Here is a 14,959-nt window from a genome sequence, read left to right as displayed (position 1 = left end):
AGTTAACGTAATGACAAAGTCGCTTGGTAATTAAGGTACGACAGAATCGCTTGGTGATCACAGCGCTAACAGTAGCCTTACTACCACTTCTCTGGACAGAATTGTTTTAACTTCTCTACACAACCTCACTGGCTGCAGACTACACCATTTCAGACATGATATGGGCAAGGCAAAAGCGGCTATCTGACCTTGTGTACTGCAGTCTGATGAAACGGTGGTCGGGTAAACAACAATAGCAATCAGCGTGAAAAAAATACGGGTTAAAATTCAGGACACACAGTGATCTAATCCAAAATGAAGGCATTTACGCCCAGCTTTGGGCGCATCAAACCGGTGGATTTATCGGTGAAGAGGCAGAACAAAAACATACCGCTTAATGGGCCAAACAAACGCCCCCATGTGGGTAAGCTTGTTCTAGAAAACGAGCAAACTTATATTGGGGGCTTTGGTTAAGCCTTACCAATCGCTTTCTAAAATCAGCAACAAATTGCCAATTGTAATGATAAATATGACAATTTGAGGAGAGACTCGTTCAAAATTATTCTATCACTGATATTTAACAATTCTAGTTTGTGTTATTTCTCATTCTATCAATGTTAACAACAAGATAGATTTAATCATGACACTAAAACGAATCACATTCGCAGCCGCCTTACTTTTGAGTTCTTATTCATCTGCAGACGGCTCATTGCCTTCCTATATTCCTGATTTAGGTTGCTGTTTTAGTGGCTTCTATTGCTGCTTGTAACACGACAAACCGTTTGTCCCTGCCAGCAAATAAAGCTGGCAGGTTATGTGTGGTATAAGCTAGATAGTTTGGTGTGGGATAGATTTAAGCTAAGACTAACCTGACGCACCTCGAACACCCATTTAGAATGAGTCACTTTTCAGATCAAGTCTAATTACAATCTAGCCTAGTTCATACTAAGCCTTAGTGAATTATTTTAGAAATCCACCTCCATTGGGTTTCAGATACCAGCTACCTTAGTAGAATTGGGTTATCGCGAATCTGATTCTGCAGTAATGTGTTCTATATCAATCAAATAGGGAGGGACAGTGTACGCAGAGCCTTTAGCATTTTCTCCAATCAACACTCGATTCGCCATCATACCAGTTGGAAGTTCCCCGTTTTTACTTGCAATATCAGGTCGAAGTAGCTCGATTCCCTTGATAAAATTGGGGTTCTGTGCACTTGTAGCAATAATGCCATTGAGCATAACGGACATTTCGACCGCCCGTCTTGCCACCATAGACACAGAGCTAAGGTAGCTTTGATCTGTTAGATTCTGTTTGTTGCTAGGATGAACGACTTGCAGGTGTTCATTGATGGGATCTCTACTCACAGCGGTGATGGCTCCCAACAATGGGACAGTGCCGTCCTCATCATTGTGGTAATAACTTTGCTCGAAGCTCATATTACCTAGCCCAAAGTCCACATCAAAATGATGACCACCTTTTTCTTTCAAGTAAATCAAACGAGAAATATCAGAAAAATGCTTAATACCGTCCCACTTATCACTCCCACCTTTTTGCAAATGGTCACATGCTTTTCTAACCATATTATTCAGCTCAGATTTAGACAAAACCCCCGGTTCGGGATTAGGAAGAGGTCTATTTATTAGACGATCGAAAACACTTTGTTTTGGATCTGGCTTAAACAACGTATCGATATCACAAATTTCATACCCATTTGCGAGTAATATCTCCCTCTGTGTATCTCGTTTATCAAACTCTTCCTCTGGTAGAACCCCACGCTGCATGAGCTCTTTTTCTAGCGAAGAAGAATGCCAAATGCTGTGTTTAAATTCGCTACCCTTAGATTTTTCGGTAGACTCGAGTAGGACATGCATAGCTTCCTGACTCATTGCCCCACCCGACCAAAAGCGATGAATTGTCTGGGGGATAGGTTTGCTCTTATTTTTCCCAATATCCACACCCGTAGCCTGAGAGAGTATGTCGAGCATAGGTTGGCGCTGCCTTTCATCCTGAGATCCTAGAGTTACTCCTGTATTCAGGATCGCGGTAGAATTCATGCTATTTTGATCTGTTTTTGGCTGAGTATTCTGTACTTCTGACTGCTCACACCCATGGTACTGAAACATCATTCTATGATAACCATTGCGAGCAGCCAGTGCATCAACCCTGTTGTCCTCACTCGCTTTTAGTGGACCGCTGCCCAACACCTTGGGAATACTCTCCGGTCCAGTAGATGAAACGCGAATCTCTTGTTGAGGCGGTAAAGAAGACATACGAGAGTTGCTCGTTGTTACTCCTGTCACTTCACCATATTGAGCATCTGATGGGGCATTTGTAGATGCAACGGAAGAATTAGTAACACCATGACTAGATTTAATTTCATGCACAACTCATTCTCCCATTTGAAGTAACTGTTGAAGTCAAACCAGATTATTTAAAGCCCTCAGAAAACTATTTTTCTGAACTGGCTGATATTTAAGCGAGTATTCAGGTTATCACTTGCCTCAATGCACTCAATATTTAAATTAATATCACTCTTATTAAATCTGCTCTGACCACAAATGTATTTAAGACTACTTTTTGACTTTCTATTATCAATGGCAACTACCGCAAAAAATCACAATAACACTCACCTTACGACTCGTGAAAAGCGCTTATATAGTTAACCGACACCTTAGTCTACTCTCAATACAAAGTATTGATAGGTAAAGTCTTTAGCAGCGCTTTTTTCATATATTGAAATCTCTTTCTCGATATCTGCGATGGCTTGAGAATTGGGCATACTAGGTTTCAACGCTTCAATTCTTTGCTCCAGAGGCTGCCAGTAGTTTTTCCATGCTGCAACATCTAGTGAAAAGTGCTCTACTACCTCATAACCCTGCTGCTTAAAAAGCTTGAGCCGCTCAGGTATCGAGCTAATATCCGGATAATCTGCCAGCCAAAATTTCATGGCGTCATCATCTGGAGTATCTGTCAGCCACACCAAATCACTCACCATCAGCATACCTTGATCTTTTAGTAGCGGTTTCCACTGCTTTAGGGCGTTTTCCATTCCCATAATGTATACGCAGCTTTCGGCCCAAATAGCATCAAAGCTTTTCTCCTTAAATGGCAACTCCGTCATTGAGGCACAAACTGGAGAGATCCGTTCCGCAAGATTTAAACTTTGTATTCTTTGATGAAGATGTTCAATGGCCATAGGTTCGTTATCGACGGCCGTAATATGCGCTCTACTATTCTCGGCAAGAAGTATGGTCGATAGCCCTTTACCAAAGCCTATTTCAAGCACTTGGGATATTGACTCTGGCGATATCAAATTCAGAGCTTTTAAAGAATCCTGTGTACTACCTGGTCCCCATCGTTCTAATGTTTCAAACACCGTCATAAAGTCTTGCATATAAATATCGTGTTGGTTCATATCTTTTGATAACCATTTTAATCTGAGGGCTTCTTTCTCACTGTAGCCCTGTGCATGTAACCAATTGAGATAAGCGTTAGGCGCATTTTTACCGAGAGATTGATGTAACTCTCTTTGTGAACCTTTTCCAAGCAATGCCATCAGTAATTCACGAGCATGCTGCTTTTTCTCAATCTCCTCGTTGAGTTGATTTAATCGGCTCTCCAACAAGCTTTTATCCAACTTCGCTTGCAAACATTCTTGACACTCTTTGAGTGAAAGGCCTGCACTTTGCAGTTGCTGAATAAGAATCAATCGCTGAAGGTCGCCTTCACTGTAATAACGGTATCCATTATCAAGGCGCTGCCCCGTCACTAACCCCAGTCTTTCGTAATAAAGCAAAGTAGTGCGAGATACCCCCAGCTTTGCTGCCAGTTCTGATATTAGATACATGTTAAATACAACCCAATTGTGTTTAATCTAAGAGAGAGTATGAAGTGTAAAGCGGTAGACAGGTCAAGTAGATTGGCGGAATTTTTAATGTTGGTTAAGATAGCATTCAACTACACAAATACATTTAACAACCCTCTCCTTTCAACCGCCAGGCTATGACTCAAAAATAATTACTGGACTATCAATTGAATTCAAATGCAAACTAATGCACATTATGAAAACAGTGGCTAATCGAAAAATTAGAATCGCGAATTTTAGGAGATAAAGTGGTCGTAATATATGGAATTAAAGAGCAATTAAACCCAATAAAAGCTCAGTTATCAGATGTCATCCAGCAATCAATGACTCAGGTGTTAAATTTACCTGAAGGTAAGCGTTCTCATAGAATTGTGCCACTCGATAAATCAGATTTTTACTATCCGGAAGGTCGAACAGAAGCGTACACTCTGATTGAAATTAACATGATGGAAGGACGTAAAGTCGCCACCAAGAAAGCACTGATTAAAGCACTGTTTGCCAATATTGAATCCCAAGTAGGCATAAACCCTATTGATATTGAAATTATAATCAAAGAGCAACCACCTCATTGCTGGGGGTTTCGCGGCATGACAGGCGACGAAGTACAAGACCTCACCTATAAGGTCAATACTTAATCCTGTCCATTGATTGCAAATCAAGCTCATTTGGTCCAGTATAGTAAGACTATATGAGCTTAACTTTGGAGGCTGACGATGGCTACGTCTCAACTAAAAAGCTTTAAACCCAAACCAAGCAAAAAAGCGAATTTCTGGGTTAGCCTAGGTATTGAGGACGCAAAAACCGCCAGAACGGATGCGGTTCACCAAGGCTTTAAACCTGAGGTCTATTACAAAGTTCTAGAAAAAACCCAGTTATCTCAAAACGAGTTTTACAATGTTACTCATATTCCTGTAAGCACGATAAAGCGCCGTCTTAAAAAAGAGGAGCGCTTCAATCCTCAGGAAAGTGACGCCATCTATCGATTAGCCATGCTGATTAAGTTAGCCACCGATTTATTCAACAGTGAGCAAAGAGCTTTGGAATGGGTTCGTGAAAGCGTGTATGGCTTAGGTGGAAAAAGACCGCTCGATATGGTGTCAACCACGGTTGATTATGAGATTGTCAAAGATCTTATCGGCAGAGTTGAGCATGGGGTGTTCTCGTAGTGCAGCTTTACCGCTTAACGCAAAAAAAGTTTGCTGATACCCCATTTAGCCCCGAGGGCGCAAAACTCTACGGTGGAAGATGGAACTCTAAGGGTACTGAAGCACTCTACTTCTCTGAGTCAGAGTCTCTGTGTTCACTTGAAGTGTTTGTCCATGTCAACAACGATCCCAACATTGTTGATCAATACGACCTTTATCGTATAGAAATCCCCAATAAACTGGTGGCTAAGCTTGATATGGAAGATTTACCCAAAACATGGCGACATATTCCCGCAAGCGAAGCTACCCAAGAAATTGGTGATCAGTTTTTAAATCAGGCCAAGCCGCTCTATGCTGCGCTGCAAGTCCCTTCAACAATCTCGCCGAGAGACCACAACTACATCGTCAACCCAAATCATCCAGCGATGAAAGACATTTTCAACCAACATGAAAAACTCGACTTCGAATTTGATCCTCGCATATTTAAATAGCGACAATCCGTAGACCAAAAAAGATAAAAAAGAAGATATGGTGAGCTCACCATATCTTCCAATTGCATTATTTCACACAAAGCCTATTTAACAACCTCAGTGTGACTATCCATTAGAGATTGCAACAGAGTGATTTCTGCGATCGTAGCCCCTCTTAAAGGGCGGCGAGGTAAACCCGCAGAAATGCCTTTTAGTACCAACCCTGCTTTTATGGCTTTGGGTATGCCACCAGAAACAATAAAATTCAACATAGGGAGCTGCTGATAAAATATCTCTCTTGCCTCATCAAGTTTACCTGCAACAACACTTTGGTAAAGTGCTTTGGGTTGTTGCCCAATCAGGTTGGGCGCTGAAGTACACCAGCCTGATGCGCCCGCACAAAGGGCTTCAAGGGCCAGAGGGTTACTGCCATTAAAGAAAGGCAGTTTGCCAGAACTCAGGGCATACAACTTGTGCATTCGCTGAATGTCTCCACTGCTCTCTTTCACCATGGTAACGTTGTCGATTTCATTAAACATCTGAACCAGCAATTCGGGGGACATATCAATGCCGCTGGTTGCTGGATTATTATATATCATGATAGGAAGGCTGATGGCTTCAGATATTTCTCTGTAATAATTAAAAATTTCTTGTTCGGTCAGCTTCCAATATGAAACGGGTATGATCATCACAGCATCGGCGCCGATCGATTGTGCGTATCTTGCTTTGCTGATCGCTTGTAGGGTTGTTAACTCAGAAATACCCACTATTACAGGCACTCGACCTGCGACAGTTTTAACCGTAAAGTCAGCAACTTGACGCCATTCTTCCAAGCTTAGATAGGCACTTTCCCCTGTGCTACCCAATGGCGCAATAGCGTCGCTGCCATTTTGAAGAAGAAGCTCCAGCGTTTCACCAAGTACATCAAAATTGATGCTGCGTTCATCTGCACTGAATGGGGTAATTGGATAAGAAATAATACCAGATAGTTCCACGTTATTGTCCTTATATACAGTCGGGATGTGTTTTCAGTACTTGCCTTGCGTAGTAAGCAAAGTTCACTTTGTTTCGTTTGTCTGTGGATACCCAATCATGAGCTTCATTGGCGAGTGCTGGTGGAATTTGTTGGATTTGTCCAGCTGCCATTGCGAGCAATTGCAGTTTTGCTGCTCTCTCAATCAAAATGGCAAGGTTGCAGGCTTCTTCAATGGTTTTTCCTGTCACCAGCTGGCCATGATGAGCGAGTAAAATGGCTCGGTTGTTTCCCAAAGCATTCGAAATAAGCACACCTTCTTCATTACCTACAGGGACACCCGGCCAATCACCAAGGAAAGCACAGTCATTGTAGAGACCGCACGTGTCCATATGAGATATGGTTAACGGTACTCTGAGCATTGAGAGTGCGGCGACATAGGTCGGGTGGGTGTGAATGATGCAATTCACTTCAGGGTGTTCTTTATATACCCATGTATGAAAGCGATTGGCGGGATTGGCCATTCCTTGCTGGTCTAGTGGTTCCAGATCTTGGTCTACTTCAAGAAGATTCTCGGCGGTAATTTCATCAAATCCCAAGCCAAACCTTTGGGTAATGAAGGTGTCTGGTTTGTCTGAGCGACAGGTGATTTGTCCCGCTAGCCCTGAATCATGTCCCTTGGTGAATAAAATTCGGCAGGTTAATGCAAGCTTCTGTCGATCGGTTAAATTGAGATCAGGGATGGTGGCCTTCATGCTGTTCTTGGCCATTTCCATTAGGGTCTGTTTACTGAATGTGTCAGTTTTCATTATCTTACCTCACAAGGCTATTGCGTCTCCTAAATTTCACTCTCATAATATTGGCTCTCTGGACCCTCATTAACAGCCAGATTCTCTTTTCGTACTGGTCCAGATGGAGGTGTATTTGTTGCGTCCTTGGCAGACTAAGATTTGGCTTTCACGCAAAAGTGGTGAGTCCATTTATACAACGCTGAGTAATCAGATCGCAGAAGACATTTGTTCGGGGCGTTTGACGCCTGGCCACATGATGCCTGGGTCAAGAACATTGGCGTTACAACTAGGGATTAACCGTAAAACGGTTCAACAGGTCTATGAGGAGCTTGAGTCCCAAGGTTGGCTGATTTCCAAACCACGTCGTGGCACCTATGTGGCAGACACCTTGCCTGAACTGTCTTTATCGTGCGAAAACTTAGAGTTAGTGAGTCTTGCACAAGGAGCCTTTCCCGCGGGAGACTCGTTCGAAGCAAAACTGCTTTCATCCCATAATGCGTTAGAGTCCAGTTCCATTAATGATGGGGTTCCTGATACGAGGCTGATTCCATTTGAACTACTGTCACGTGCTTTTCGCCGAGCGATAGTACAAACGAGCAGACAACCTTATTTGGGCTATGGTGATCCAAAGGGTACCGACGCTTTGCGCCAGTCACTCCAGCGTATGCTCAATATGGATAGGTTTATGAATGTCACCACAGACCAGATTTGCGTTGTCCGTGGCAGCCAAATGGCAATTTATCTCTCGTCAAAGGTGATGGACCCTACAAAAGGTGTCATGGTGGTTGAATGTCTTTCTTACTCACCCGCAGTAGCTGCGTTTGAATCAAACGGATTTAACGTCATTCGCTGTCGGCAAGATGAGCAAGGTCTGGATATTGAAGACTTGGAAAAGATTTTATCATGTCATCAAGTCGCGGGGGTTTATACAACGCCACATCACCAATACCCAACAACCGTCAGTTTATCCATGGATAGGCGCCTTAAACTCTTGCAGCTATCCCAATTGCATGGATTTGCTGTACTGGAAGACGATTATGATCACGAGTTTCACTATGATAGTCGCCCCATTCCGCCGCTCGCTACTCTTCCAAATAGTGAGAACGTGATTCATATTGGGTCTTTATCTAAAGTGTTTGCCTCTGGGCTAAGGCTCGGATACATGGTCTCCAAGCCAGCATTCATAAATCGTGTTGCGGAGGAAATTACCCTGATTGATAGACAAGGCAACACGGTGACCGAACTGGCTGTCGCGGACCTGATGCAATCAGGCGATGTCAAAAAGCACATTCGCAAAGTTCGTAAAATATACCAAGCTCGTCGAGATCATGCCGCAAGTGAGTTGCAGCGTATTTTCAGCGATAAAGTGTCGTTTCGCCTACCACAAGGTGGGTTGGCACTTTGGATTGATATTTCACGACTACTGACACCCTTTGGTGATAATAAGCCAGAGGATCTTTTATCAAATTTACCGGTGTTGTCAGGCAGCAAATTTTTTACCAATACGGAAACAATAGTGCCAGTGCACGTACGATTTGGCTTTGGTGCACTGACAGAAGGTGAAATTACCATTGCTCTGGAGCGGTTTGCTGCACAACTGATGTGAAGGCGATGAAAAAAGAAGTTCAGGACACACACCCAAAGGACTTATACATACATTCCAACTTTAGGATATCGACCTTATATCGAACAAGGTTACTTTGCAGTCATGTGTTGGTTTGATATATAACCCTGAATAGTTTCGATCTGATTAGAAAAGTAAACCATTTAATATAAAAATCACCCTCATGTACAACTTTGTCATAAGCCTCTGACAAACCCATACAGCAATCATCATTTTTATCATTATATTCCTCGGGAAAACTTCGTTTTCACTTTGAGGTTACCGTGAAACTTAAGACGTTATATAAGATTTCAAAACAAATTAATGGCACCAAAAACAAATTCACTGTGTATCGGGACCACTGCAGATTCTGCCTTCGCTATATGATGGCACCAAGCACAGCGAGAGCCATTCAATCTATGCAGGAAGATCAACACATTCGAGATCTTTTTGACCTCAGACCCAAGATGTACGATCAACCCACACACCCCTATGTGTGTCTCAACTGGAATAAGGCAACTCGTTTACAAAACCTTTCTGCCCACCTAAGTTTTATGTCTAAGCAGCTGGGAGAAAAAAGCAAGCAGGCTTATTCAGAGCAGGGTTATAAGCTTTTTTCGATCCAAGGAAACCATGGCGAAGAGTATGATGTACGACTTTGCTCTGGCGAATGGCGTGAGGGCTCTCTGGGTTTATCCATCACCAATAAAGCGCTGCAAAGCATTTATTTCACCACATTTTGTGTAACTGACAGTGGCGACTTATTTATCGGCTGTATTCAAGGTGCACGAGGCTCCATTGAAGATCGCTCTAACATTATTAAGTCGTTAACAAAAGCTCAACACGGAATGCGCCCCAAAGCGCTTATTGTTGAGCTGACCATAATGTTTGCTCGCCACTTTGGTCTATCTAACGCCTATTGTGTCACCAACAAAGGCCATGTCTATAATGCGTCTGATTACAGAAGTAGAAGACAACGCAAAAAAATGATGTTTGACTATGACGCGTTCTGTAGCGAAATGAGTGGCATCAAACAAAGCCCATACCAATTTAAATTGCCACTAAAGAGTATTCGCAGAGATTTAGACGACCTAAACCGGACAAAGCGAAAAATGTATCGCAAGCGCTACGAAATGCTCGACCTCTACGAGGAAAAAATTAGGGCATCACTTGCTGCGTAATCTATACCAGCCGATGAGCAAAAGCCGGCCAAAATGCTACGCTCTATGCTTAGCTAAGGTGCGGCTATCAGCAACAGGCCGATAGATTGAATAAGGATTAATGCCAGTAATTGCATAAAGTTTTTTATCTGATCTTTCTATCTTTTAATTCTGGTCAAATAGCCATCAACAAATTTATATACTGTTATATTACCTTGGCTGACCTCAGAAACTATGCTGTCTGCCGTGTGATTTTCAACCCCATCAATAATTCACTAATAACCTATATATTACAAAAACATATTGCAATGATTACGAGTTCTTTAATAGTATGGAGAAATTATTTTTCCATTAAAATTAGTTTTTAAAAAAATTTCCCCACCTAAAGACTACTCAATTATTAATGCCACTACATATATCATTTGGGGATATAAGGACAAAAAGGTGAAGTTGGAAAACGTGGTCCCTTGGGGACGAACTCTTGAAGAATATCAACTGATGTTCAACCTAAATGAAAAAGATAAACATAAAAAGATTCTAGGATGTAGCGATGGTCCTGCAAGCTTCAACGCTGAGCTTACTCAGATGGGCGGGGACATTATATCCATCGATCCGATATACCAGTTTTCTAAGCAGCAAATTAGTGACCGGATAGAGCATGTGCGTCCAATAGTCATGGAGCAAATCATCCAAAATACAGATGATTACCTATGGAATAAATTTAGCTCACCACTTCATTTAGAACGAACCAGATTGTCAGCCATGAATCACTTCTTAGCTGACTACGATAAAGGGAAAGCGGAGCAAAGATATGTGCAGGGTTCTTTACCCGAGCTTAATTTTGCCGATAAAGAATTTGATCTCGCACTATGCTCACATTTTTTGTTTTTGTATGAAGAGCATTTTTCATTGCAAGACCATATTCAGTCGATCACTGAATTAGTCAGAGTATCCAAAGAAGTGCGGATCTATCCCCTACTATCTCTTGAAGGAACACAGTCAAACTATCTGGCCTCTATCATCGACCACTTCGAACGCTTAGGTACAAAAGTCGGACTCGAAGAAGTCAGTTATGAATTTCAAAAAGGAGCCACAACGATGTTGGTGATCCTAGCAAACGAATAGCCCTTATCACTTTGTTGGTCTTGATTGATTCAAGGAAAATAGTTATACATTTCATTCAAACTATAGAAATGTTATATTTCTTTACATTTATAGCCTATTGGCTAGATTAGGATTACACAAATGATCTACACAACCACAGAAACGATTCCGGGCAGAGAGATTGAAACCGTGCTAGGCATTGTAAATGGTAATATTGTCCAGTCAAAACACGTTGGACGAGACATTATGGCCGGACTTAAAGGCATCGTCGGTGGTGAGCTTAAGGGTTACACCGAAATGTTAACCGAAGCTCGTGAAATCGCCATTGAGCGTCTCGTTCAAGACGCAGCCAAGCTCAATGCAGACGCTGTAGTCGGCATTCGGTTTACCACCAGTGCGATTACTGACGGAGCATCAGAGCTCATGGTATTTGGAACAGCGGTAAAGCTTAAATAATGTTAGTGTAGGCCCAAGCCTTTAACGCTTGTCGTTACTCCGGCCTAACATCAACAGATTAGTTGGATTTGTTCTTTTTTTTAAAAATGGATTTATACATTTCGATGAAAAAATTAGCCAGAGCACTTTCAGGATGTGAATTAGAATAATCTTCAATGACATAAATAAAATTAGATTTATATTTTTCAATGGCTTCTTCGACTGATTCTGCCATAATCACATCACCATCGACTTCAAAACCAAGCTTTATCAATTGCTCTTTTTCCGTGAGAAAAGTTTCATCTCCCATATTGAGATAAGTAAAATTCTCTTTACCGAACTCTTTATTAGAATAAAACTGAAATTTCATTAAAATACATATCCTATGTTTAAGTGTTTTTAATTTATCGATAATTTAAAAAACACCAAAATAATCTATATTTTAAATGAAAGTTTGTAAATTGTTTTAATATAAAAAATTTCCAGAACAATCATTGATAGTATGAAAATTGCAGTCTCTAGCAATGAATGTCCCTCAATCAAGACACCACATCTAAATCCTCTTAACTTTCTAACCCTTCGCTGACTACCGTCTCATGTTATCCGATTCTGTGAGAGGGGCTTGGCTCAAACGATGGCTAAGGTCTTGTTCTAAATGTATAAATGCTGGAAAAACAGCTTAAGACGCGTAAATGCTTTATTTCAGCAACAGGACAACCTGATTTTTTTGCCTAAACTATGGATTGAGGAGACGACTTTCCCACAATAAGGATACTAAAGGTCACATAATGAAGGCACTGACAATCAGCTTATTGGTTTTAATATACAGTCAAATAGCCCAAGGGAAAAACTTGGTGATTGGTGTAGAAAACATTGATTATTACCCTATTTCTTCAATAAAATCAGGTCAATATACTGGCTACGCACGAGATCTCCTTGATCAATTTGCAAAAGATTATCATCACACTCTAACCTACCGAGCACTGCCTATTGTCCGCCTTTACGACGAATTCATTGAACAAGAAGTAGATTTAAAGTTTCCTGATAATCCAAACTGGGGAAGCACAGTGAAAAAGGACACCCAAATATCTTATAGCCAATCAGCACTTAGTTATACTGAAGGCGTCGTAGTTCTAACCGATAAGTTAGGTCAATCTAAACCCAAAACGATCGGAATCGTCAGGGGGTTTACACCTCATGCGATAATGGAGGACGTCGATCAAGGAAAACTTAAAATAAAAGAATTTAATAGTCTTAGAAATCTGGTAAAAGTTTTTGTTAATAGAAATGATATCGATGGCATGTATTTTAATGTCGCAATAATGAAATATACCATCAAGTCATTAGAAATCGATGAAGATATGATTGCTTATGACCCTGCTATCCCCCACATCGACGGTGATTATTTTCTATCTTCGATAACACACACAGATATCATCAAACAATTTGACGATTTTTTGCAAAAGAACGCTTCGCTTGTTCAAAAGTTAAAAGAAAAATACGGGCTCAATTAAGCAGAGGTCCGCACTAGAAAGTTTTGGGCAGCAAATTAAGTGTTCAAAACCACCAGCGAGGCAAATCACCACTAACTGAAAATGCGCGACATTCTATTGACCGAATTCTCTTAAAGCGGATAGTGCCTGATCGGCCTTGTTTGCTTGAACGAAAATATGATCATGATAATAGGCAGCAATAACATTAGCGCTAATACCTTGAGACGCTAACTTGCTCGATACCGCAGCCGTGAGGCCAACAGCTTCTAAGCTCGAGTGCACTGTCAGGGTTATCTGACTATATACTCCTTCAAAAACTAACCCCGCTTTTTGTGCCACACTCCGTTCCAAAACAAGTGTTAACCCTTCAGCTTCAATGAAACTCGCCACTGGAGCCAACTCAACATAGTCTCTAAGCTCACCTTCAACACTACAAAATACAAACTCAGCATTGATGAGTTTGGGCTGCATTGAACGCAATAATTCTTCTAAATCTGTTATGCCCGACATATTTGTTCATTCCTGTAATATAGCTAGCTCGATGAGCAATTAAAGCACTCTATGTTGGCGGTGACGACTAAAATTTCACCACAGTATTAATCGCTGTCGGTCATAATGCCAAGTTACATCTATTCAATCAATTGCCCACTTGTATATTGTTTGTATTTTATACCCTAAGACGGTTAACTTTCAGGCAAGACCATTAACCTTAATCGCAATTATGCTATGTTAGCCTTAGTGATGAGTTCTCTATAAAGTGCCCTGAATATGCAGTTAAATACGTTAATCGCAAGACAAATTGTTGAACGAGCAACTAAAATCATCCGCTACCCAATCAATGTGATGGATGATAATGGGCGAATTATTGGCTCTAGTGACCCAAATCGGTTACATAAAACTCACGATGGCGCCTTATTAGCGATTCATGATAACCGCATCGTTGAAATCAGCGCTGAATTAGCAGGGACTTTGGTTGGGGTTAAGGAAGGCATCAACCTACCCATTCTACACCAAGATAAAGTTATTGGTGTTGTGGGCATTTCTGGTAAACCTGACCAAGTTCGCCGTTTTGGAGAAATGGTCAAGATGACCGCAGAGCTTATCGTTGAGCAGGCCGACTTGATGGCTCAAATTCAATGGAACAAACGCCATCGAGAAGAACTGCTTCTGCAACTTATTCAAGGTTCAAAGTTAAACGAAACTCAGCTGTTATCCATTGCTGAGCGGTTAGATCTCGATTTAGCTCAGCCAAGGGTCGCGGCCGCAATAAAAGTGATACCAAAAAAAGGGCAACCGCTCACATTAGAGCAATTGCAAAAGCTAGTTCACCTTTTGGAATATCCAGAGCGAGATAACATTGTCGGTATTGTGTCAGTGTCGCAAAACGAAGTGGTTGTTCTCAAGCCCATCACCCTAATTAATCACAAATGGAGCACAACCGAAGAAGCTAAAAGAGTCAAACGCCTACTCAAACGTATTGGCCAAGAAGCCGACTTTTCGATTCAAATTGCCATTGGGGATTATTTTCCCGGCTTATCTGGCTTATCTCGCTCCTATGAAACCGCCAAAGCCACATTAGCTTGTAGCCATACCAAACAGGCTATTCTCTTTTATCAAGATCACAAGTTATCCGTATTAATAGATAGCCTGATGCATGACCAATGGCGCAAAGAACAAGTCAACCAACCAATTAAAACTTTGCTTGAGAAGGATAGCAAAGGCGTACTGATAAAAACTTTAAGCGTATTTTTTGCTCAAAATTGCGACCTTGCTCAAACTTGTGCAGAGCTACATATCCACCGTAACACTCTACGCTACCGATTGGAAAAAATAGAGCAGTTTACAAGCTTAGAAATCAATAAGATAGATGACAAAGTTCAGCTGTATTTGGCGTTGAAATGTATGTGAGCCCTTCTCATAATTTGTGCAGTTATACAAAAT

General features: G+C 41.4%; 15 protein-coding genes. 9 read left to right on the top strand and 6 right to left on the bottom strand.

Annotation, left to right across the window (positions count from 1 at the left end):
• Positions 1 to 998 precede the first annotated feature (998 nt).
• Together QQK21_RS17495 and QQK21_RS17490 are read right to left on the bottom strand one after the other, a co-directional pair.
• Complete coding sequence (locus QQK21_RS17495) at positions 999 to 2,363, bottom strand: hypothetical protein (protein WP_284193476.1); 1,365 nt, start codon at positions 2,361 to 2,363, stop codon at positions 999 to 1,001.
• Between the two features lie 287 nt (positions 2,364 to 2,650).
• Positions 2,651 to 3,826, bottom strand: coding sequence for a MerR family transcriptional regulator (locus tag QQK21_RS17490; protein ID WP_284193475.1), 1,176 nt, complete (start codon positions 3,824 to 3,826; stop codon positions 2,651 to 2,653).
• 266 nt (positions 3,827 to 4,092) lie between these two features.
• Between QQK21_RS17490 and QQK21_RS17485 the strand changes: the two genes are divergently transcribed.
• From QQK21_RS17485 to QQK21_RS17475, 3 genes are all read left to right on the top strand, one after another.
• Entirely contained in the window at positions 4,093 to 4,479 is a 387-nt protein-coding gene (locus QQK21_RS17485) for a tautomerase family protein (RefSeq protein ID WP_284193474.1), read from the top strand.
• 78 nt (positions 4,480 to 4,557) lie between these two features.
• The gene (locus tag QQK21_RS17480) at positions 4,558 to 5,010 is read left to right on the top strand and encodes an Xre family toxin-antitoxin system antitoxin (protein ID WP_284193473.1); all 453 of its coding nucleotides are present in this window, start codon (positions 4,558 to 4,560) and stop codon (positions 5,008 to 5,010) included.
• Positions 5,010 to 5,480, top strand: coding sequence for an RES family NAD+ phosphorylase (locus QQK21_RS17475; RefSeq protein ID WP_284193472.1), 471 nt, complete (start codon positions 5,010 to 5,012; stop codon positions 5,478 to 5,480). Before QQK21_RS17480 ends, QQK21_RS17475 begins: the two co-directional genes overlap by 1 nt.
• A gap of 83 nt (positions 5,481 to 5,563) precedes the next feature.
• Here the strand turns inward: QQK21_RS17475 and QQK21_RS17470 are convergent, their stop codons facing one another.
• Entirely contained in the window at positions 5,564 to 6,454 is an 891-nt protein-coding gene (locus QQK21_RS17470) for a dihydrodipicolinate synthase family protein (RefSeq protein ID WP_284193471.1), read from the bottom strand.
• Between the two features lie 10 nt (positions 6,455 to 6,464).
• Entirely contained in the window at positions 6,465 to 7,241 is a 777-nt protein-coding gene (locus QQK21_RS17465; protein WP_284193470.1) for an aldolase, read from the bottom strand.
• Positions 7,242 to 7,356: 115 nt separating this feature from the next.
• Between QQK21_RS17465 and pdxR the strand changes: the two genes are divergently transcribed.
• From pdxR to QQK21_RS17445, 4 genes are all read left to right on the top strand, one after another.
• Positions 7,357 to 8,829: a MocR-like pyridoxine biosynthesis transcription factor PdxR gene (pdxR, locus tag QQK21_RS17460; protein WP_284193469.1), complete on the top strand. Its 1,473-nt coding sequence runs from the start codon at positions 7,357 to 7,359 to the stop codon at positions 8,827 to 8,829.
• A gap of 281 nt (positions 8,830 to 9,110) precedes the next feature.
• Positions 9,111 to 10,007, top strand: coding sequence for a DUF535 family protein (locus QQK21_RS17455; RefSeq protein ID WP_348541509.1), 897 nt, complete (start codon positions 9,111 to 9,113; stop codon positions 10,005 to 10,007).
• 423 nt (positions 10,008 to 10,430) lie between these two features.
• Positions 10,431 to 11,111, top strand: a complete 681-nt coding sequence (locus QQK21_RS17450; protein WP_284193468.1) for a class I SAM-dependent methyltransferase — start codon at positions 10,431 to 10,433, stop codon at positions 11,109 to 11,111.
• Positions 11,112 to 11,231: 120 nt separating this feature from the next.
• Positions 11,232 to 11,546 (top strand): heavy metal-binding domain-containing protein, encoded by a 315-nt coding sequence (locus QQK21_RS17445; RefSeq protein WP_284193467.1) that lies wholly within the window; start codon positions 11,232 to 11,234, stop codon positions 11,544 to 11,546.
• A gap of 58 nt (positions 11,547 to 11,604) precedes the next feature.
• On the opposite strand, the gene QQK21_RS17440 is transcribed toward QQK21_RS17445, so the two are convergent.
• Positions 11,605 to 11,895: a hypothetical protein gene (locus QQK21_RS17440; protein WP_284193466.1), complete on the bottom strand. Its 291-nt coding sequence runs from the start codon at positions 11,893 to 11,895 to the stop codon at positions 11,605 to 11,607.
• Positions 11,896 to 12,313: 418 nt separating this feature from the next.
• Between QQK21_RS17440 and QQK21_RS17435 the strand changes: the two genes are divergently transcribed.
• On the top strand, positions 12,314 to 13,039 hold the full coding sequence (locus QQK21_RS17435) for a substrate-binding periplasmic protein (RefSeq protein WP_284193465.1): 726 nt from the start codon (positions 12,314 to 12,316) through the stop codon (positions 13,037 to 13,039).
• Positions 13,040 to 13,132: 93 nt separating this feature from the next.
• Here the strand turns inward: QQK21_RS17435 and QQK21_RS17430 are convergent, their stop codons facing one another.
• Positions 13,133 to 13,528, bottom strand: coding sequence for an ACT domain-containing protein (locus tag QQK21_RS17430; protein WP_284193464.1), 396 nt, complete (start codon positions 13,526 to 13,528; stop codon positions 13,133 to 13,135).
• A 258-nt stretch (positions 13,529 to 13,786) separates the two neighbouring features.
• On the opposite strand from QQK21_RS17430, the gene QQK21_RS17425 reads away from it, so the two are divergent.
• Positions 13,787 to 14,926 carry a sugar diacid recognition domain-containing protein gene (locus tag QQK21_RS17425; RefSeq protein WP_284193463.1) on the top strand — a complete coding sequence of 380 codons (1,140 nt, stop codon included), beginning with the start codon at positions 13,787 to 13,789 and terminating at the stop codon, positions 14,924 to 14,926.
• Positions 14,927 to 14,959 lie beyond the last annotated feature (33 nt).

The sequence above is a fragment of the Vibrio zhanjiangensis genome (assembly GCF_030161235.1).
GTDB classification, from domain to species: Bacteria; Pseudomonadota; Gammaproteobacteria; order Enterobacterales; family Vibrionaceae; genus Vibrio; species Vibrio zhanjiangensis.
The sequence above is the reverse complement of the archived record's forward strand: the minus strand, read 5'-3'. Positions and strand labels throughout refer to the sequence as shown.